Origin of the sequence: Embleya sp. NPDC050154, from assembly GCF_044460165.1 — a bacterium.
Lineage (GTDB): Bacteria > Actinomycetota > Actinomycetes > Streptomycetales > Streptomycetaceae > Embleya.
Genome location: NZ_JBITJP010000004.1, coordinates 159,377 through 179,011 on the forward strand (window position 1 = coordinate 159,377; position 19,635 = coordinate 179,011).

The 19,635-nt window shown below is 71.6% G+C and carries 17 protein-coding genes and 1 pseudogene; 9 read left to right on the forward strand and 9 right to left on the reverse strand.

Going from position 1 to position 19,635, the window contains the following annotated elements:
- Positions 1–20: 20 nt before the first annotated feature.
- Positions 21–986 carry an LLM class F420-dependent oxidoreductase gene (locus ACIBSV_RS10245; RefSeq protein ID WP_395861263.1) on the forward strand — a complete coding sequence of 322 codons (966 nt, stop codon included), beginning with the start codon at positions 21–23 and terminating at the stop codon, positions 984–986.
- Positions 987–1,133: 147 nt separating this feature from the next.
- Here ACIBSV_RS10245 and ACIBSV_RS10250 read toward each other — a convergent pair whose 3' ends face one another.
- Positions 1,134–3,395 (reverse strand): catalase, encoded by a 2,262-nt coding sequence (locus ACIBSV_RS10250; protein WP_395861265.1) that lies wholly within the window; start codon positions 3,393–3,395, stop codon positions 1,134–1,136.
- Between the two features lie 557 nt (positions 3,396–3,952).
- Positions 3,953–4,987, reverse strand: a complete 1,035-nt coding sequence (locus tag ACIBSV_RS10255) for a hypothetical protein (protein ID WP_395861267.1) — start codon at positions 4,985–4,987, stop codon at positions 3,953–3,955.
- A 339-nt stretch (positions 4,988–5,326) separates the two neighbouring features.
- Between ACIBSV_RS10255 and ACIBSV_RS10260 the strand changes: the two genes are divergently transcribed.
- Complete coding sequence (locus tag ACIBSV_RS10260; protein WP_395861269.1) at positions 5,327–6,148, forward strand: MerR family transcriptional regulator; 822 nt, start codon at positions 5,327–5,329, stop codon at positions 6,146–6,148.
- A 147-nt stretch (positions 6,149–6,295) separates the two neighbouring features.
- Here the strand turns inward: ACIBSV_RS10260 and ACIBSV_RS10265 are convergent, their stop codons facing one another.
- From ACIBSV_RS10265 to ACIBSV_RS10280, 4 genes are all read right to left on the reverse strand, one after another.
- Complete coding sequence (locus ACIBSV_RS10265; RefSeq protein WP_395861271.1) at positions 6,296–7,138, reverse strand: alpha/beta fold hydrolase; 843 nt, start codon at positions 7,136–7,138, stop codon at positions 6,296–6,298.
- A 447-nt stretch (positions 7,139–7,585) separates the two neighbouring features.
- Entirely contained in the window at positions 7,586–8,782 is a 1,197-nt protein-coding gene (argJ, locus tag ACIBSV_RS10270) for a bifunctional glutamate N-acetyltransferase/amino-acid acetyltransferase ArgJ (RefSeq protein ID WP_395861273.1), read from the reverse strand.
- Positions 8,783–8,843: 61 nt separating this feature from the next.
- Positions 8,844–9,131, reverse strand: a complete 288-nt coding sequence (locus tag ACIBSV_RS10275; RefSeq protein ID WP_395861275.1) for a hypothetical protein — start codon at positions 9,129–9,131, stop codon at positions 8,844–8,846.
- A 69-nt stretch (positions 9,132–9,200) separates the two neighbouring features.
- On the reverse strand, positions 9,201–9,707 hold the full coding sequence (locus tag ACIBSV_RS10280) for an amidohydrolase family protein (protein WP_395861277.1): 507 nt from the start codon (positions 9,705–9,707) through the stop codon (positions 9,201–9,203).
- Between ACIBSV_RS10280 and ACIBSV_RS10285 the strand changes: the two genes are divergently transcribed.
- Complete coding sequence (locus ACIBSV_RS10285; protein WP_395861279.1) at positions 9,696–10,136, forward strand: hypothetical protein; 441 nt, start codon at positions 9,696–9,698, stop codon at positions 10,134–10,136. The two genes, ACIBSV_RS10280 and ACIBSV_RS10285, sit on opposite strands and share 12 nt — an antisense overlap.
- Positions 10,137–10,237: 101 nt before the next feature.
- Positions 10,238–10,873, forward strand: a complete 636-nt coding sequence (locus ACIBSV_RS10290) for a hypothetical protein (RefSeq protein ID WP_395861281.1) — start codon at positions 10,238–10,240, stop codon at positions 10,871–10,873.
- A 55-nt stretch (positions 10,874–10,928) separates the two neighbouring features.
- Here the strand turns inward: ACIBSV_RS10290 and ACIBSV_RS10295 are convergent, their stop codons facing one another.
- Positions 10,929–11,732, reverse strand: a complete 804-nt coding sequence (locus ACIBSV_RS10295; protein ID WP_395861283.1) for a hypothetical protein — start codon at positions 11,730–11,732, stop codon at positions 10,929–10,931.
- Complete coding sequence (locus ACIBSV_RS10300; RefSeq protein WP_395861284.1) at positions 11,636–12,388, reverse strand: TetR/AcrR family transcriptional regulator; 753 nt, start codon at positions 12,386–12,388, stop codon at positions 11,636–11,638. The genes ACIBSV_RS10295 and ACIBSV_RS10300 overlap by 97 nt, the downstream gene beginning before the upstream one ends.
- A gap of 86 nt (positions 12,389–12,474) precedes the next feature.
- Here ACIBSV_RS10300 and ACIBSV_RS10305 point away from each other — a divergent pair, with 86 nt between their 5' ends.
- The 3 genes and pseudogenes from ACIBSV_RS10305 to ACIBSV_RS10315 all read left to right on the forward strand — a co-directional run.
- Positions 12,475–13,932: an MFS transporter gene (locus tag ACIBSV_RS10305; RefSeq protein ID WP_395861286.1), complete on the forward strand. Its 1,458-nt coding sequence runs from the start codon at positions 12,475–12,477 to the stop codon at positions 13,930–13,932.
- 211 nt (positions 13,933–14,143) lie between these two features.
- Complete coding sequence (locus ACIBSV_RS10310) at positions 14,144–14,791, forward strand: NAD(P)-dependent oxidoreductase (protein ID WP_395861288.1); 648 nt, start codon at positions 14,144–14,146, stop codon at positions 14,789–14,791.
- 231 nt (positions 14,792–15,022) lie between these two features.
- Positions 15,023–15,181, forward strand: a pseudogene (locus ACIBSV_RS10315) (alpha/beta hydrolase); the annotation flags it as partial.
- Between the two features lie 271 nt (positions 15,182–15,452).
- Here ACIBSV_RS10315 and ACIBSV_RS10320 read toward each other — a convergent pair.
- Entirely contained in the window at positions 15,453–16,394 is a 942-nt protein-coding gene (locus ACIBSV_RS10320; RefSeq protein WP_395861290.1) for a helix-turn-helix domain-containing protein, read from the reverse strand.
- 233 nt (positions 16,395–16,627) lie between these two features.
- Here ACIBSV_RS10320 and ACIBSV_RS10325 point away from each other — a divergent pair, with 233 nt between their 5' ends.
- Both ACIBSV_RS10325 and ACIBSV_RS10330 read left to right on the forward strand, forming a co-directional pair.
- Entirely contained in the window at positions 16,628–18,091 is a 1,464-nt protein-coding gene (locus tag ACIBSV_RS10325) for an MFS transporter (protein WP_395861292.1), read from the forward strand.
- 445 nt (positions 18,092–18,536) lie between these two features.
- Positions 18,537–19,361, forward strand: coding sequence for an alpha/beta fold hydrolase (locus ACIBSV_RS10330; protein WP_395861829.1), 825 nt, complete (start codon positions 18,537–18,539; stop codon positions 19,359–19,361).
- Positions 19,362–19,635: the final 274 nt, after the last annotated feature.

Genomic DNA, 19,635 nt, shown 5'->3' on the forward strand with positions numbered 1-19,635 from the left:
TGTCCGGGCACCCGGGTTCCATGGTGAAGATCGGCTACACGATGATGACCGAGCAGGCCGGGCCCAAGGATCTGGTCGCGCACGTGGTGCACGCGGAGGAGGCCGGGTTCGACTTCTCGGTGACCTCGGACCACTACTTTCCGTGGTTGGACGCGCAGGGCCACGCGCCGTACGCGTGGAGCGTGCTGGGCGCGGCGGCGCAGGCCACCTCGCGGATCCCGCTGATGACGTACGTGACCTGTCCGACGATGCGCTACCACCCGGCGGTGGTGGCGCAGAAGGCCGCGACCGTGCAGTTGTTGTCGGACGGCCGGTTCCGGCTCGGACTCGGCTCCGGGGAGAACCTGAACGAGCACGTGGTCGGCGGCGGCTGGCCGGCGGCGGACGTGCGCCAGGAGATGCTCGGCGAGGCGGTGGAGATCATCCGGGCGCTGTTCGCGGGCGGGTACGTCGACCATCACGGCACCCACTTCGACGTCGAGTCCGCCAAATTGTGGGACCTGCCGGATCGGCCGCCGCCGATCGGCATCGCGGTCTCCGGACGGCAGAGCTGTGCCCTGGCGGGTCGGCTGGCGGACCTGGTCATCGCGACCGAGCCCGAGGGCGGGCTGTTGACCGAGTTCGACCGACACGGCGGCACGGGGAAGCCCCGGGTGGGCCAGTTGCCGGTGAGCTACGACCCCGACCGGAGTGTCGCCATCGCGCGGGCACACGAGCAGTTCCGCTGGTTCGGGGGCGGCTGGAAGGTCAACTCCGAGCTTCCGGGCACCGCAGGATTCGCGGGCGCGACACAGTTCGTGCGACCGGAGGACGTCGCCGAGTCGATCCCTTGCGGTGACGACGTGGACGCGTTCGTGGACGCGGTTCGCCCATTCGTAGAGGCCGGGTTCACCGAGGTTGCGCTGATCCAGATCGGTGGCGAGACCCAGCACGCGTTCCTGGACTGGGCGCGGGACAACCTCCTGGCGGCACTGCGCGAGCTGTGACCGCGAGGGACTGGGGGCGGGCCTCCGATCGCGGCCGAGGCGGCCGCCCCTCCGGGCACGTCACCAGCGCTTCGAGCGAGGTCCCTTCCCCGCTTCCCCGACGCGTCGCCATCGGCCCGCGTCGGGGAAGGGGGGTTTGGGTGGGGCTCAGACGGTGTCGGCGTCCGCTGCGGGGAAGCGGTCCCATACCCGGTGGGTGCCGAGGAGGCCGGTGATTTCGGACAGCACGGCGGACGCGTTCTCGGCGACGACCACGCCGGGGGCGTTGGTCGGGATGCCGGCTGCGACCAGGCAGTCCTCGCTGTCGGCCCAACCACCGATGGCCTTGGCGTGGCGGTATGCCTCGGCGAGCATGAGCAGGATCCGCGGATCGGTGGCGGACAGCGACGTCCCGTTGCCTGCCTTGGCGTCCCGTGCCGCGTACGCGTCCTTGCCCGGCGCCGGTGAGCCGGCGAGCAGGATCGCGTCGAACTCGATCGAGCGCGCGGTGGCGAAGGTGCGTTGCACGGGGACGGGTGCGTCGCCGTCCGCCCCGAGCATGCCGCCGGTGGGCGCGATGACCAGCGGCACCATGCCCGCGTCGAACACCGCCCGTCGCACCTCGCGAACGGCGTCCAAGTCGGCTGCGGGGTCGGCGACGATGCCGATCACGCGGCCGGTGACCGGCCACGTCCCGCCGATCTGGGACAGCGCGGGGCTCGGTTCGACCGAGGCCAGGGGGGCCGCGGGCGAGGGCGCCGGCAGCCCCAGGCCCTCGGCGACGCGTGCGCACAACAACGGGTCGATGTCGGCCAGGACCCGCAGGGTGCGTTCCTTGATCGCCTGTTCGTGGCACTTGCCGAGTTCGAACGTGTAGGCGGCGATGACGTGTTCGCGCTCGATGGGGGTCAGGCTGAGCCAGAACAGTCGGGGTTGGCTCGTGTGGTCCGCGAAGGAGGCCGGGGCCTCGCGCACCTTGGCCGCGGGCGGGAGGGGGACCGGTACCTCGACGTACCCGCCGTGGTCGGCCCCGGCGGTGAAGGGGCAGCCGCCATCGAGCGAGTTCGGTCGGTAGGGGGCCACGCCGCTGTGCACGGCGTCCTGGTGCAGGCCGTCCCGGAGCATGTCGTTGACCGGCGCGTGTGGGCGGTTGATGGGGATCTGCGCGAAGTTGGGGCCGCCGAGTCGGCTGATCTGCGTGTCGAGGTAGGAGAACAGTCGGCCCGCCAGCAGTGGGTCGTCGGTGATGTCGATGCCGGGGACCAGGTGGCCGGGGTGGAAGGCGACCTGTTCGGTCTCGGCGAAGTAATTGCTCGGGTTGGCGTTGAGCGTGAGCAGGCCGATCGGCTGTACGGGGGCGAGTTCCTCGGGAACGATCTTGGTGGGGTCGAGGAGGTCGATGCCCTCGAAGGTCTGGTCGGCGGTGTCCGGGAAGGTTTGGATGCCCAGTTCCCACTGCGGGAACGCCCCGGCCTCGATCGCGTCGGCGAGGTCGCGGCGGTGGAAGTCGGGGTCCATGCCGCTGATGATCTGTGCTTCCTCCCATACCAGCGAGTGCACGCCCGCCTTCGGCTTCCAGTGGAACTTCACCAGTGTGGTGGTGCCGTCGGCGGCCACGAGCCGGAAGGTGTGGATCCCGAAGCCCTCCATCGTGCGGAACGAGCGCGGAATCGCGCGGTCCGACATGTTCCAGATGGTGTGGTGGGTGGCCTCGGTGTGCAGCGAGACGAAGTCCCAGAAGGTGTCGTGCGCGCTCTGCGCCTGCGGGATCTCGCGGTCGGGGTGCGGTTTCCCGGCGTGGATGATGTCCGGGAACTTGATCGCGTCCTGGATGAAGAACACCGGGATGTTGTTGCCGACCAGGTCGAAGACGCCCTCGGCGGTGTAGAACTTGGTGGCGAACCCGCGGGTGTCCCGCACCGTGTCGGCCGATCCCCGCGATCCCAGCACGGTGGAGAAGCGCACGAACACCGGCGTCTCGACGTCCTTGCCGAGGAACGCCGCCTTGCTCACGCCCGCCGCGCTGCCGTAGCCGACGAAGACACCGTGGGCCGCCGCGCCCCGGGCGTGCACGACCCGCTCGGGGATGCGCTCGTGGTCGAAATGGGTGATCTTCTCACGCAGATGGTGGTCCTGGAGCAGGACCGGCCCGCGCGGTCCCGCCTTGAGCGAGTGGTCGGTGTCCGGCAGACGCAAGCCCTGGGCGGTGGTCAGGTAGGCGCCGCCCTGCGCCACCGCCGCCTGGTCGGTGCCGGTGGGCTGCCCGGTCGGGCTCACCGGGTCCGGGCCGCTCTGATCAGGCTTCGGCGGGAGCGGTTCGCGCGGCCGCGTGGGCTCCTCCAGCGGGGCGTGCTCGCTGCCGGGACGGCCGGGGATCACGCCGGCGGGGTCGGGCTTGTGGCTCGCGCGCTTGGACTTGGGCTTTGCCATGTTTCCTCCGGGTACCAGGGTTCGCGGGTGCCGACCGGGCTCGAACCGGCGGAACCCCCACGGCCGCGTGCCGAGGGTCGGGTGCCTCCGAACCGGTCGCGGGAGTCAGAGCTACCCGCGCTGCCGGGATCGAATCGAGATCGTCCGACAGCGCTCGCGGTGAGCCGTCGACATCACGCGGCATGCGTCAGGCACGGCCCGGGTTCGGTTCGCGCGTCCGGCGGCGCGGCCGAGGGTCGGTCTTGCCGAGCCGGACGGCGTCGACGTGGGTGACATCGTGACTCGCCCCACCGCCCAGGGGTGGCTCCGACAGCGCCGCGCCACCACGCGGCCCGCTCCCGCGTACCGCCGAACCCGAACCCACGGATCCCCCCGGGGCGGTGCCACCTCCCGGCGGCCGGGATGGCCATCGTCAAGCCGACGGACGGCTGATCTCGGCCGGTTCGCGCCGTCCGGTCCCAGCCCCGGCTCCGCGCCCGGTGCCGGTTCCGGTTCCGGTTCCGGTTCTCAATGGTGGTGAAATGGGTGTCGAACGACCGGTCGGCCAGGGTTCGGGTTCAGCCGAACATGCGGGTGGTGCTCGCCGGGCGGTGCTCGAGCATCGTGGCCTCCCAGGGCTCGAAGTCGATCTCCCGGTGCGGGTCACCGGGGTCGGGCGGCGCGGTGGATCGGGTGAGGAACGCGGCGGCGCACAACGCGGTGAGTGTGCCCGCGCCCAGGGCGACGGGACCCCACGCCTCGAACGCCGCACCCGAGTCGGCGAGCAGCGGCGGTACGAGCGCGGTGGCGATCGTCGCGCACCCCGCCGCCAACGCCGCCAGGCGCATGCCGCGACCGGCGCGTACGGCCGTGATCCCGGCGAGGAACAGGGTTGTCAGGCCCAGCAGCGCGAACCACCCCGCTGCGTACGGGGGCGTGCGGACACTCGCGGGAATCGCGCTGCCCAGCGCCAGCCCGGATACCGCCAGGCCCACCGCGGTGGCCCACCGCAGACCAGCCCCCGCCCCCTTTTCCGCGACCCTCGACGGCGCTCCCACCGGTGACTTCTCGGCGATGAACGCCGGCGGTGGGGGTGGGTACGCGCCGGTGTGCGTCGGGCCGACCGGCATGCGCGCATCGCGTGGGTCGGGTTGCTCGGCGGGGCGCCGGCCTTGTCTGGCGTGGGTGGGATTGCTCAGCAGGTTCGCCAGGAGCACGAGTTCGCTCACCGGTCGTGTCAGCGCGGCTTCGCGCAGGGCGTCGTCGGCGGCCAATCCGGAGCAGTCCTTCAGGATCGCGATCATCCGTGCGACCTCGGGGACGGTGCGATGGGTGGTCGCCAAACGCAGCAATGTCTCGGCCGGGTTGTCGGAGTTTGCCTCGACGCGGTCGTCCGGTGTCGGGCGCGTGAGGTGCTCGCCATACGGTTCGTCCGGTGTGCCGGCGGGTCGCGCGAGCGCCGGCTCGCCGGGGTGGGTCGGCGGCGCAGCGAATCGCGGGGGCTCGCCGGGTGGGGCCGCCCGAGTCTCGAAGTAGCCGGTGGGCACGGGGGGTTGGCGATGTCCCGGCGTCGGTGTGGGCGTGGGCGATTGGTGGTCGGATGCGAAGGTCAAGGCGTTCTCCCTGCGCGTGGAAACACGGCCGGGCCGCACCTGTACCGGACGCGCTCCCGGTCGCCGGACGAGGAGCGTGTACCCGTATGCGCTACCGATCAGTCACGGTGGGTTGCCATCTTGATCTCTTTCGCCAACGGCTTCCACACGGTCCTGCCGCACGTCCGCGCCACCTCGACCGCCTCGAACTCCGGCTGCACCGTGATGGACAGCGCCGGCTCCCCTGTCGGTGACTTCACGGAGCCGCGTCGATGAAGCTCCCCGCGTTCTCGCCGTCCCTCGGCCGCGGGGTAGCTTCTTGACCCTCACACCGTGTCAGGCGGTCGGCTTGGAGACATCATGTTCACCATCGGAGACTTCGCCCGGCACGGCCGCGTCTCGGTCCGGATGCTGCGTCACTACGACGCGACCGGCCTGCTGCGCCCGGCTCACGTCGACCCTGCCAGCGGCTATCGCCACTACACCGCCGGTCAACTCGCCCGCCTCAACCGGATCATCGCGCTCAAGGACCTCGGATTCACCCTCCAGCAGGTCCGGGGCATCGTGGACGAGAAGGTCGGCGTCGAGGAACTGCGCGGCATGCTGCGGTTGCGGCGGGCCGAACTGGAGGCCGCCATGGCTGCCGCAGGAGCACGGCTGGTCCACGTCGAGGCGAGGCTCCGAGCGATCGAGAGCGAGGGGCACATGCCCACGAACGACGTTGTCATCAAGAGCGTTCCCACCGTCCGGGTGGCGGAGCTGACCGCGACCGCCGCGAGTTTCGAGCCCGAGGACATCGGGCCGGTCGTCGGGCCGCTCTACGAAGAGCTGTTCCGGTACCTGGGCTCGGCGGGCATAGCCGTCACGGGCCCCGGTGTCGCCTACTACGAGGACGCCCCGGAGGGCGGCGGCAGAATCAGCGTCCACGCCGCCGTTCAGGTCTCCGCTCCTCTCCAGGACGGCGCCTTCCGCGTCCTGGACCTGCCATCCCTCGACCAGGCCGCGACCATCGTGCACCACGGTTCGATGGACGCCGTGCTCCCCACCGCGCAGACCCTCGCCCGCTGGATCGACGCCAACGGCTACCGGTCGACCGCATACCCCCGCGAGGTCAACCTCGAGTGCCCGGACAACCGTGACGACTGGGTGACGGAGTTGCAGGCACCGGTGAACCCGCGCTGACCAATCGCGCCGAGTCCGAGCGTTCGGCACCTTCGGGCATCGGGAGAGTGTCGTGGCCTCCCGATGCCCGGCCCCGGCCGGGTCGGCGATGCATCCGGCCAGGCGATGTCGTCGATCATCCTGCCGAGTTCCGCCGACGCGCCGAGCTCAAGACTGTCGGGGCCGCACCGGCGGGGTGCCGGTGCCTCGTGCCGCGAACTCCAGCAGCAGCTGCGCGGTCCTCTCGGACGCCTCCCACAGGGGTATGTGCCCCACGTCCGGCAGGAGTTCGACCCGCGCGCCCGGCACCGTCTCGTACCGGCGCGCCGAGGCCGGATCCCAGCGGGGATCGGCGGCGCCGAAGACCACCAGCACGGGAACCCCGAGGGAGGCGAGACGCTCGGGCACGCTCCGCTCGGCGACGTACGTGGTGTTCTCGCGCATCACGGCCCTGAAGGCGCCGTACGTGGTGCCTCGCAGCTCGGCGACCACACCGTCCGGGATGTCCACGGGGCGGGCGGCCGTCGCGTTGATCCCCTTGCGGATCATGGCGTCCGAACGTCGCGACCACAGGAGCGGCCCGAACGGCGGGCCCAGCAGGACCCGTAGGACGACCGGTTGCGGAAGCAGCGCGTCGAGACTCGGTCCGGTGCTGATCAGTGCGAGCGAGCCCACCAGGTCGGGGCGCTGCTCCGCGAGCGCGGTGGCCGCGTAGCCGCCGCTGGAGTGCCCGACCACGGTGACGGAGCCCAGTTGGAGGTCGTCGAGCAGCGCCGCGATCCTGCCCGCCTGTACGGGGACCCGGTAGGACGTCGCGGACGGGGACCGGCCGCATCCGGGGAGGTCGACCCGGATGACGTGGTGGTGGGCGGCGAGCGCCGGGACCAAGGGGCGCCACGAGGCGCTTGCGGCCCCCGATCCGTGGATGAGCAACACCGGCGGCGCCTGCCGCGGGCCGTCGCGGATCACGTGCATGCCGTGTGAACTGTGCTCGACGTCGTACTCACTCATGCGGCGATGATGAGTGGGCCACCGGCCGTCGGTCTTGTACAAAAGTCATCGCCCAGCCGCGGCGAGGGCGTGGAGCAGGATTGAGCGTCCCCGTGTGCGGGGGTGCGCCGAGGGGTGTCGGTCCGGTCCGGTCGTGCCGCCCTGCGGGCAGTGGGGCAGAGGATCTCGGTTGTGTTCGCCGGTTCTTGGATGCCTCGGCGTGCGAGGTGCAGCAGGCGGCGGCCCTGGTCGGCGCCGCCTCCCGCGATGCACAGGCCCGCGGCTACCGCGAGCAGGTCGTCCGTGGTGAGATCTCGACGCACCGAGCCGTTGGCTTGAGCTCGGACCGGGAGCGGTTTCGCGGTGGCGGAGACTGTCGTGCCGGCGGTCGAACAGGTCGGTCCGCCGTTCGGTGGAACCGTGGGTGGCGGCCATCGCCAGGGGCCGCTTGTCCGCGATCGGCGGCCGTCATGAGGTGTAGTCCGCGTTGACGCGGATGTAGCCCTCGGAGAGGTCGCAGCCGTAGACGGTGGCGGTGGCGTCACCGAGGCCGAGGGTGATGGTGATGTCGACCTCGTCCCGCCCCATGATGTCGACGAGTTGGTCGAGGGTGTCCGGTTCGGGCTCCCTGGGGTAGACCTCGATCGCGCCGAACCGCACGGTCACCTTGTTCGGGTCGATGTCCGTGTCGTCGGTGTTCTTGCCGATGGCCATGACGACCCTGCCCCAGTTCGGGTCGGCTCCGTGGACCGCGGTCTTGACCAGGGGCGAGTTCACCACGGTCTTCGCGACGCGCTTGGCCTGCTCGTAGTCCCCGGCCCGGCCGACGGTGACGCGCAGAAGCTTGGTCGCGCCTTCGCCGTCGCCCGCCAGTTGCGTGGTCAGGTCCAGACACAGGTCGGCGAGTGCGAGGGAGAACGCCGCGAAGTCGACCGGGCCGGCCGCGCCGTTGGCGATCACGGCCACGGTGTCGGAGGTGGAGGTGTCGGTGTCCACGCTCAGACAGTTGAAGGTCTTCTCCACGGCACCGCGAAGCGCGGTGTCCAGATCGGCCGGGGAAAGGGCCGCGTCGGTGAACAGGTAGGCGAGCATGGTGGCCATGTCGGGTTCCAGCATGCCGACGCCCTTGGCCACACCGACGATGCGGGCCGGACCGACGGTCCGTACGGCCGTCTTCGGCCGCGTGTCGGTGGTCATCATCGCGCGAGCCACCTCCAGCGGTCCCGCCTCGAAGGCCGCCGGACCGCGCTGCGCGGTCTCGTCGAGGTGGGTGCGGATGGTGTCCATCGGCAGCGGGCGTCCGATGACCCCGGTGGAGCCGATGAGCACTTCGTTCTCCGGGATGTCGAGAATCCCGGCGACCCGGTGGACGACCTCGGCGGCGTTCTCCTCGCCCTGGCGCCCGGTGGCGACGTTCGCGTTCTTCGCCAACGTGCAGAGAGCCCGGAGGTGTTGCCCGGCGGCGTGCGCGCGGCTGAGCAGCACGGCCGGCCCCGCGAAGCGGCTCCGGGTGAACATCGCCGCGCTGACGGCCGGCCGGTCCGACGCCACGATCGAGATGTCGTCCCCCCGATCGCGCAGCCCGCCATGACCGGTGTACGCCCGGAAGCCGGTGGGCCACGTCAACGCCGCGCCCTCCTCATGCGTTGCATGAATATGTGTCATTAGGCATATGTTTGCATCTTGATCGTCGCTGCGTCCAGGGTTTTCGCGCCCTGCCGGCCGGTCACCGGACCCCGCGCGCCGAGCCGACCACGCGACCGTGCAGGGCCTCGTCCCGCGCCCCACCCCCAGGTCGGCGTCTACGCGAAGGCGTTCTTCCGGTCGACGCCCTCGGCCCACCGGCGGAAGCAAGGCGCGTGCGGGTGATGGTGACCCCGACCGATCCGACCAGCGGCCCGGGCGGCGGCTCGATCAGCGTCGGGCCGCTCTCGCGCAGGTCCAGGATCCCGCCGGAGTACGGCGTGTCGGAGTCGAGGGTGAACCCCACGTGCCGCGGCCGCGCCATGAACATCAGCGCCGCCTCGTTGTCCCGCGCCCCGGCCTGGCGCGTGCCGGGGAACCGCGACCGCGCGCAGATGGGTCAGCAGGCGGGACATGCGGGCCTCCTCGGGTCTCGGACGCGGGCCGGGGCGAGCAGTGCGGCGGCGTTGTGGGCGCGGATGGCGTGGAAGTCGCGGTCCGGCAGGTCCGCGGCGCGCAGGGCGGCCAGGGGGTCGTCGGTGCCCATGTCGAAGGGGAAGTCGGAGCCGAGGAGGACGCGGTCGGCGCCGGCCCGGCGGACCGGTTCGCGCAGGACGCCGGGGTCGTGGACGAGTGCGAGCAGCGACCCTGACCGGCTCGCGGCATCCGCCAACGGCCCGGAAACCGCCTGCCGGAACGGGGCCCAGTGATGGAACCATCTGCGACCGATGGACGTCATAGCCCGGCGGTGTCGATCCGGACGAGATCCCACGGTCGGCGCGATGGGGGATCGGGCCCTCGCGTGCCGGGGCGGTGGCCGTACGGGAGGCTGCGCCCGGCGGACGTGTCGGTCGGCGAAATTCTCGGCGGGCTTCGGGGACTTGGGGGATGTGTGATGGCGGCTCATGGCGGGTTTCGGTTGGTCGGCGCGCTGGGCCTGACGGCGGCGCTCGTCGCGTGTTCCGGGTCGGATCCCGCGCCCACCTGCACGCTGGTGGGGTCCATCCCGCTGACCGTCGACCTCGCGCCCGACTTGCTCAAGCGGGTGGAAACGCTGTCCGTGGAGCTGTGTCGCGACGGGGAATGCGAGGAGGAGACCCGCTCCCCGGACCCGACACGCGCGCCGGTGCCCTCCTGGTCCGCGACCATGTTCTTGTCCCTGACGGCACGGCCCGTCGAAGCCTCGGTGCGGGTGACGACCGTCTCGGGTGACTCCCCGCCACCCGCACGACTCACGCTGGTCCCCGAGGCCACCCATCCCAACGGGCCCCATTGCGGGACCGATTACGTGGCCCGGATCAGGGTCGCGGAGGACGGCACCGCCACACAGGTCTGACGATCCGACGGCGCGACGCACGGCCGGGGTCGCCCCGGGCCGGGCGCGTTCGCGTACCGTCGGCCATGGTTACGACGGTTGGGACCGTGCAGGGGGATGCGATGGGGCTGCTCGAGGACTTCCGCAAGGCGTATGACGGGGCGCTGTTCGCCGTGGAGTGGGCGGAGCGCGGCGATCGGCTCGGCGTCGGGATCGACGCGGTGCTGAAGCCGTGGGTGCGCGAGCGCATCGCGCGCTGGGAGCACAGCATGATGTGGTGCGACAGCGACAGCGACGTCGTACACGCCGTCGACGGGCTCACCGCGATCGCACCGCTGTACGCCGAGCTGCGCCGCGAACTGGCCGCGGACGGGCTCGGGTTGCACCGGCCCGAGGCGCCGTGGCGTGCGATCGGCCGCATCCGCAGCGAACTGCCCGGCGCGGAAAGGCCCGTGGCGATACGGGCTCGCTCGCGCGTCCACCACCGACACGAGCACTACATCCTGTGTCGCGACGAGCCGGATCCGACGTCGGCCGGTCCCCAGACGTGGGAGTTTCGGGTGCTGAGCGCGCACCCCGGGGAGGCGGACGAGGCGCGGGCGTTCCCGCTCACGGTGCGGCCGGCGACGCGCGACCGGCGCGGCACCGTGCGCGTTCCCGACGAACTGGCGCACGACGGCGTCCGGTACGAGGAGATGTGGTTCGCCTTCGCGGCCACCGGACGGGACCTGCGTGAGGCGCCTGCGGGCGAGGACTGACGGGCCGACGCCCGGTCGGTTCGGAACTCCGGTTCGGTGCCGTCCGGCGACATCGTTACGGGGTTGCCTCGGGTGCGATGGTCGGATCGGGTCGGGGGAGCGTGTCCCGCTGTGGTGCCGTCCAGTTGCCGAGGAGTGGGAGGGAAGGGGCGGTTTCGGAGCCGGGGTCGACGTTGTAGACCCACAGGGTCTGGTCGCTTTCGCCGGGCGCGGGGAAGGACTCGTAGGAGAAGTGGAGGTCTCCGACGAGGGGGCGGTGGTAGGACTTGGCGCCGTGAGTGCGGCGCCGGTCGCGGTGGTCGTTCCACCAAATGAAGAACTCGCCTGATTTCAGGGCCAGTTCGCCGACGAGGTCGGCAAATCGGCTCGCAGGTACCGGGACAGGTGCGTGACGTATGCCTTCGTACCGGAGTAGACCGCGAAGGTCGGGATGTTGTTGCGCCGCGATCGACGAGGTGTTGGAGCACGTGCCCGCCTTCATTCTCGGCCGCCGCACCGACGTCCTGGCCTCCAAGCCCACCGGGCAGGTTGGCTGACCGGTGCGACGCCGCAGGCCGCCGCCCTCGCATGAGGGCGGCGGTCCTCGGCTCGGGCCGTGATCCGGGCCGCGACGTCGACGGAGTGGCGGCGCCGTACGGCGCAGGCCGGTTCGTATGGGAGTGCCCATCCCTTCTCCGCTCGGGGCCGCACCGCGGCGCTCGTCCGGCGTACACCGCAAGTGGTGCCGTCGAAAGGGGAGTTGGGTGTGCGAATGGCGCTCGGTCAGGTCGGCGTGGGTGCGGCGGTGTCGTCTTGGTGGGCTGTGGGCCGGCGAGGGGGTTGGGCGAGGAGGCCGTCGATGATCACGCGAAGTTTCCATGCGGCCCTGGCGTTCGGGTCGCCGCCGGTGAGCCTGGGCGCCAGGGCTCGCAGCGTGGGATAACGCTCGGCGGGCAATGCCCGGAAGGTGGCGTCGAGTCGGGTGGTGAACGTCTCGGGCCCGGTCGAGTCGGCGTTGGACGAGGGTTGTGTGGGGGCCCGCCGGGGTTGTGGGTCGCCGGCGTGCTCCAGGGCGGTCGAGTAGATGTACTGGCCGAGCAGGTCGATGGCCCAGGAGCAGGCGTCGTCGTCGAGTCCGCCCGCGCGGAGCAGGCGCGCCGTCTCCTCGGTCAGGCGCAGGCCGTGCGGGCCGGGGAGGGCGTCCCGCAGGCCGACGGAGGCGATGTCGTTGTGGCCGGCCAGGGCGGCGACGATGCGCCCGACGAGCAGTTCGAGGCGGGTACGCCAGTCCCCGGCGCCCTCGTCGGGCACGACCACGTCGGCCACCGCGTGGTCGAGGACGAGCGCCATCAACTCCTGCCGATCGCGGACATAGACGTAGAGCGAGGCGGGGCCGGTCTCGAGGGCCTGGGCAACGCGCCGCAGGCTCACCGCTTCGCAGCCCAGCTCGTCGACCAGCGCCATGGTGGCCGCCAGAACGGCGTCCAGGCCGAGCATGGATTTCGAGGGACGAGAGCGGGAGCGGGCTTGCGGCATGGCGCCATCCTATCTTGACGAATGCTGTTCGTTAAGGCACAGTGCTTGACGAACAGTGTTTGTTAAGACTGATGGGAAGACCTCTCGTGACCGTTCCCGCTTCGACGTCGCTTGCCCGTGCGGCACCGCTTACGGCCCATCCGCATCGGTGGCGGATCCTGGCGGTGGTGCTGCTCGCCCAAGCCCTGGACCTGCTGGACGCGACCGTGATGAACGTGGCAGCCCCATCGGTCCGCGCCGGGCTGGGCGGCGGCGCGGCGATGATGCAGTGGCTCACCGCCGGGTACACGCTCGCCTTCGGCGTCCTGCTGATCGTCGGCGGCCGGCTGGGTGATCGGTGGGGTCGGCGGCGGCTGTTCGTCCTGGGCGCCGCCGGGTTCACGGTGGCCTCCGCGGTGTGTGCGACGGCGCCTTCGCCGGCCGTGCTGGTCGCGGCTCGGGTGGCGCAGGGTGCGCTCGGCGCGTTGATGATCCCGCAGGGATTCGGCGTCCTGAGCGCGGCGTTCGACGAACGCGAACGCGGCCGCGCGTTCGCGACGTTCGGACCGGTGATGGCGCTCGCGGGCGTCGGCGGCCCCGTCCTCGCGGGCGGGCTCATCGCCCTCGACCCGGCCGGACTCGACTGGCGGCTGATCTTCCTGATCAACCTTCCGCTCGGCGTGCTGACCGTGGTCGGGGCACTGCGGTGGATGCCGGCCGACCCGGGGGACCCGCTCGTGCGGATCGACCCGCCGGGTGCCCTCCTGGTCGCCATGGGGTCCGCGCTCGTGGTCCACCCGCTGATCCAGGGCCGGGAGGCGGGTTGGCCGTGGTGGACGTTCGCGGAGATCGCCGTTGGCATCGTGGCCTTCATCGCCTTTGGTCGACGTCAAGGCACCAGCCGCTCGCCGGTCCTGGTGCCGAGCCTGCTGCGCAAACCCGCGTTCGTCGGCGGCCTCGCGGTCACCGCCGCATTCTTCACCGGCCTCGGCGGACTGCTGCTCGTCCTCTCCCTCCACCTCCAACTCGCTCTCGGCCGGTCCGCGTGGGAGACCGCGCTCTCCCTGTCTCCGCTCGCCGTGGGCATCGGGCTCGCCTCACTCGTCGCCCCGGCGGCGGCCGTCCGGCTCGGCCGCTCGCTCCTGCACGTGGGGCTGGGGGTCGAGGCGCTCGGCACGCTCGGCCTGGCCGCGGTGGCCGCGTCGGGATCTCCGGCCTGGGCGCTGTCGATACCCACCCTGGTCGTGGGTTCGGGCGTGGGACTGGTGTCGGGCACCTTGGTCCAATCGATCCTGGCGGCAGCCGAACCCGCCGAGACGGGCAGTGCGTCGGGCGCCCTCAACGCACTCCAACAACTCTCCACGGCCCTGGGCGTCGCGGTGCTGGGCACCGTGTACTTCGCCGCCCACGACCCCGGTGCGCCCGACCCGGGAGCGGACGGCCTGGTCATCGGCGCACTCGTGGTCACCGCGACCTGCCTGGTCGGCGCTGCCCTGGTGCTCCTGCTGCCGCGTGACCGTGACCGTGACCGTGACCGCGACCGTGACCGCGGCCGTGCCTCGTAGCCGAAGGACCGACCGGGCCGCGCCCCGGGTTGTGTCGGGCCGGCCGGTAGTTCGGTCGCACTTGTGGACCCGTGGCCCGCACACCCGCGGACCGCCCACCCGCAGACCCGCAGACCCGCAGACCCGTGCACCTATGCACTCGTGGACCCGTGCATTCGTGCACCCGACGAGTGACCCGCATCAGACCATCGACCATGTGAGGAGCCCCGTCATGAGCAACGTCATCGTCTTCGGAGCCAACGGCCGTACCGGGCAGCTCGTCGTCCGGGAGGCCCTGCGCCTGGGCCACGACGTCACCGCCGCGGTGCGCGAGCCGGCCCGGTGGCAACCCCCGACCGCGGAGGACTCGCCCGGCACGGGGAAGTCGAACGTCGTGCGGGCCGACGTGCGCGACGCCGCCGGCGTACGCTCCGCCGTCGAGGGCCACGACGTCGTGGTCTCCGCGATCGGACCGCCGGGGCGGCACGCACACCGGCTCTACTCCGATGCGGCGCGGACCCTGGTGTCCGCGATGGAAGGCGCCGGCGTACCCCGGCTGATCGCGGTCACCTCGGGCGGAGTCCACCACCGCGACCCCAACTTCCCCTGGTGGTACCGCAATCTCGTCACACCGCTGGTTCGGGAGCTGTACGACGACATGCGGTTGATGGAAACGATCGTCCGCCGAAGTGCCGTCGACTGGACCTTCGTTCGCCCCGCCCGGTTGCAGGACGAACCCCCCACCGGCAACTACCGCGTCCTCGACGCGAGCAACCCCAAGGGCGGCCGGAAGGTGACGCGCACCGACCTCGCCCGCTTCATCGCCCGCGAACTCGACGAGCACCGCTGGTCCCGCGCTGCCCCGACCCTCGCCGAATGATCCGCGAGGCTTGGGTGCTCCGGCCGACTGTCCGCTGAACGTTCGACCGCCATCCGGCCGTGCACACGCGGTTCCGCCGAACCAACGGGAGGAGACGACGGCCGAGGCCGAGGTGCCGATGCGCGGCGGCGACGTCGTCCCAGTCAGGCTCGGCGGCGCAGAGGAACCGCTGCTCGCAGGCGTCGGCGACGAACCTCCGGGTGCCCCGGTCGGCGGGCGGGACCGGCACCTTGGCGTGTCGAGCGGCCGCCGCAGGACCAGAGCCTGGCGTTGTTCGACGCCCTGGCCTCGGCCGAGAAGACGCTGCACGCCAACCCCGGCAGGCACGGGGATGTGCCGTCGTTCGAAGTAGACAGCTCGCCGAGGTTCTTCGCGCGGCATCTGAGCTGACACGAGATCGCAGTGCCCGGTGCGCCGGCCGGAGCCCGTTTCCGGTCGGCGTTCCCGAACTGGCGGCACCCCGGACGCCTGCTGTGGCACGGACTGGTCACCGCCGCGGCCGACGGTGCGCAGTCGCGTGCGCGGCGGAAACGGTGAACGACGTCGTCCGGCGCATCCCGTCGCACTCGGCCGAACCGGCCCGCGCGGAACCGGGTTCCACGCCGCGCCCGTCGCCGCGCCGTCGAACACCGGTACTTCTCGGCGGCGCCGGTGCCGCGACCTACGCGTTCGCGCAGGACGACACGGAGGCGTCCGAAGTGGAGGCGTCGGACGGCGAGGTGTCGGACGATGCGGCGTCGGACGCAGGAGCCTCCGGCGTACGGGTACCGGATGCCGATTCGAGGCGCAGCATCGCCGCCTCGTCCGCCGTGCCCGGCTCGGCGTTGTAGACGACCATCCGCAGTCCGCCGGTGCGCGACAACTGCATCACCTCGAAGGTCAAGGTCATGAGGCCGACCTTGGGATGATCGAACGTCTTGCGGCCACCGCCGCGCTCGAAGACCTCGTAGCGTTCCCAAAGCCGTGCGAAATCCGTCGACTTGAGCAGGAGCTCGCCGACCAGGGCGGCGAGTTGCGGCGAGTCGGGGTCGGCGCCGGCCACCGCGCGCAAGTGCGCGACGGACGCCGCGACGGTCTCCTCCCACGGCTGGTACAGCGTTCGGCCGGTGGGGTGCAGGAAAAGGTAGCGCGTGATGTTGCGCTGCTCCGGGGGGAGGTCCCACAGTCCGGGGGTGAGGCGCCGCCCGGGCGGATTCGCGGCCAACACGTAGTTGAACCGGTTGACGACGTACGCCGGGAGCGGGCGCACCGCCTCCAGCACGCGCAGTACCGAATCACGTACCGTGCGGTCCGTGGCCCCCGGGGTATCGGTGGCCCGGCCCGCCGCGAGGTCGGCCAGTTCGTGGAGGCGCGCGTGCGCGTCGCCGCACAACCCGAGGGCGCGGGCCACGGCGTCGATGACGGCCGGCGACGGGTTGCTCTCGCGCCCGCGTTCGAGCCGTGTGTAGTAGTCGACGCTCACGCCGGACAGCGTCGCCAACTCCTCACGGCGCAGGCCGGGGGTGCGCCGCAGCCCATTGCCCGCGGGCAGCCCGACATCCTGGGGGCGCACGAGTGCACGCCTCGCCCGCAAGTACCTGCCCAGCTCGGTGACCTCAGCCATCGAACCATTGTCTCAGGTGGCGTTCGGAGGTGGGGGGCCGTGTCACACCCCGGAACGCCCCGCCCCGGTGAAACGCGTCCTGCCACGGTTCGCCCGGGGCCGGGAGAGTTGTGCTCGTTGCGGGCGGCCCGTCTTCGGGGATCCCAGGGGGTGCGCGACACCGGGCCGCGGACCCGGAGGCCGGACCGCCCGCACGATCCAGTCCCACGGCACCACCGACGGAGGCCCCGCGCATGTCGACCAGCACGCTCACCGACACCGGTGACCAGCACACCCGCGCCGAGCCGACGGCCGACCCGTCCGCCGCGAGGTCCGCCCGCGCCTCGTCCGACGTCGGCGCGGAGCAGCGGCCGTCGCCATTCGCGTTGGTCGCCGCGCTGCTCGGATTCACCGTGATCTCGATCGACGTGTCCGCGGTGAACATCGCGCTGCCGTCGATCCGCTCGTCACTGCACAGCGGGATGACCGGCCTGCAGTGGGTCGTCGACGCGTACACGCTCATGCTCGCGGCCCTGATGTTGTCGGCGGGCGCGCTCGCCGACCGGACCGGTGCGCGACGTGCCTACGCCTGGGGCGTGACGCTGTTCACCCTGGCGTCGCTCGCCTGCGCGCTGGCTCCCGGAATCGGCACGCTCATCGGGGCGCGCGTCGCGCAGGGCGCCGCGGCGGCGATCGTGATCCCGGCATCGCTCGCGTTGATCCGGCAAACCTATGACGAGCCCCGGCAACGGGCCCGCGCGATCGCGTTGTGGACCGTGGGCGGCTCGGTGGCGATGGCCGCCGGCCCGGTGCTGGGCGGGGTGCTGACGGAAGGCCCGGGCTGGCGGGCGGTGTTCCTGCTCAACCTGCCGATCGGGGTGCTGATTCTGGTCCTGCTGACTCGCATCGCGCCGTCCCCGAAGCGGCCGGCGCCGCTCGACCTGATGGGCCAGGCGACCGCGATAGTGGCGCTGGCGGGGGTCGCGTACGCGGTCATCGAGGGCGGCCACGCGGGCTGGACACAGCCGGGAGTGCTCAGTGCCCTGGCGATCGCGGTCGCGGGCGGTGTGGGCTTCCACCTCGCCGAGCGGTGGCACCGCGCGCCGATGGTCCCGCTGGAGATGCTGCGGCAGCGTTTGGTGGTCATCCCACTCACCGTCGGTTTCGTGATCAACGCGGCGTTCTACGGCGGGATCTTCCTGCTCGGCCTGTACTACCAGGAGCTGCGCGGCATGTCGGGCACCGAGGCCGGCCTGATGTTCGTGCCGATGGCGGCGGTCATCACCTCCACCAACCTGGTGTCGCCGCGTCTGGCGGAACGCATCGGGCGGCGGCCGGTCATCGCGGCCGGGCAGCTCATCATGGCGGGCGCGATGCTGGCCATGCTGCTGCTCGACGCGCACACGCCGATCTGGCTCGTGATCGTCCTGCTGGTTCCGATGGGCATCGGCGGTGCCCTCTCCGTCCCGGCGTTCACCGCCCAACTCATGGACAGCGTGCCCGGCGAGCGTGTCGGAGCGGCGTCCGGGCTGCTGAACGCGCTGCGGCAGACCGGCGGCGCGCTGGCGGTGGCCCTGTTCGGGTCGCTGGCCACAAGGTCCGACGGCAGTGGCTTCTCGTTGTCCGGCATGCGTACGGGCGTGCTGGCCGAGGCGGTGCTCCTGGCCGTGACCGCGGCCGTGGCGTGGTGGCTGCTGCCACGCGACACGAAGCGCTGAGCGTGGCCGGGGCCGCGTCGGCGCCCCGACCGGGGCCATCGGATCGTGGTCGACCTCGGCCGGATCCGGTTCCGCGACTGCTCCGGGTTGAACCTGCTGTTGCGTGCCGGGACCCGCGTTCGACATCGCGGTGTCTGTTTCCCGGTGACCGGAGTCGACGCACCGATCGTCGGGGAACTGTTCGCCCTGGCCGGTGGCATCGCCCCTGCCGGCGAAGGCGAACACCACCGAGCACCTGCCGGCCGACCCTGACCTGCCCGCGCCTGCGAAGTCTTGGTGCTGATCCGAAGTCTTCGTCCTGAAGGGAGGCTTCGGGTCGGGAGGCGCCAGGAACCATGGACGGTGTTGTTGATCATTTCGAGAGGCACTGGGCCTCATGCCCGGGGTGGAATCGGGCATGAGCCGGGAGAAACGTGCCGATCATGCGCAAAAGAGGAGGCCGAGGATGAGCTGGACACCGGTCGAGGAGTTCGAGACGCCCGAGGGGGTGGTGCGGTGGAGGGTTCTCGGCAGCGGGGACCCGGTCGTGTTGGTGCACGGCACCCCGTACTCCTCCGTTCTGTGGCGGGACATCGCTCCGGCGCTCGCGCGTACCCGCGCGGTCTATGTCTTCGACCATCTCGGCTTCGGCCGGTCGGACCAGCGCGAGGGCCAGGACCTCAGCCTGGCGGCTCACGCGAGGAACTTCGCCCGGCTTCTCGACCACTGGGAGCTGTCCCGTCCCAGCGTCGTCGCCCACGACATCGGCGGGGCGGTGGCACTGCGGACGTTGCTGCTGGAGGAGAGGGACTACCGGGACCTGACCCTCTTCGACGCGGTGACCGGCGGTGAGTGGGAGCGAGGGCTCTTCCGGCTCATCCTCGAGCACGCGGACGTCTTCCGCGAGCTTCCAGACTACGCTCACGAAGCGCTCGTCGCCGCCCACATGAGGCACGCCACACACGTCGGCTTCCGACCGGGAGTCCTCGACGCGTTTCTCGCACCGTGGCGGGGGGCCGCGGGGCAGGCCGCGTTCTACCGCCAGTACAGCCAGATCAGGCAGGCGGATACCGCGGCGTACGAAGACCTGCTGGGCGGGATCTCGCTTCCCGTGCGCATCATCTGGGGCCGCGAGGACCGCATCCTTCCTCCGGAGTACGCCGAGTGGCTGCACGCGCGCATCCCGCACGCCGAGCTGCACTGGATCGAGGAGGCTGGCCACCTCCTCCAGGAAGACGCAGCCGGGCAACTGTCGGCCCTCCTGACGGCAGGCTTCCCCTCGGACGGGTGAGGAGGGGCCGGGCGTCGCTCCCGAGCGGGCCCGGCGCCCCGTCCTGGCGCCGGTGGCCGGTGTGCGAAGCACACCCGCGGGGTTCCGGGTGGCCGCCCACGACTCGCAAGCAGTCGGGAGACGGTGACCGTGCGGCGCGCGGGACCCGCGAGCGGACGGCGGCCCGTACTCGTCACCGAGCACCCACGAAACCTGCCGTGCCATCGGTGACACGACCCGTTGGACGAGCACGGCTCCGCCGGAGAATCCGCGGCCTGCCGGAGGGCCGTGGACA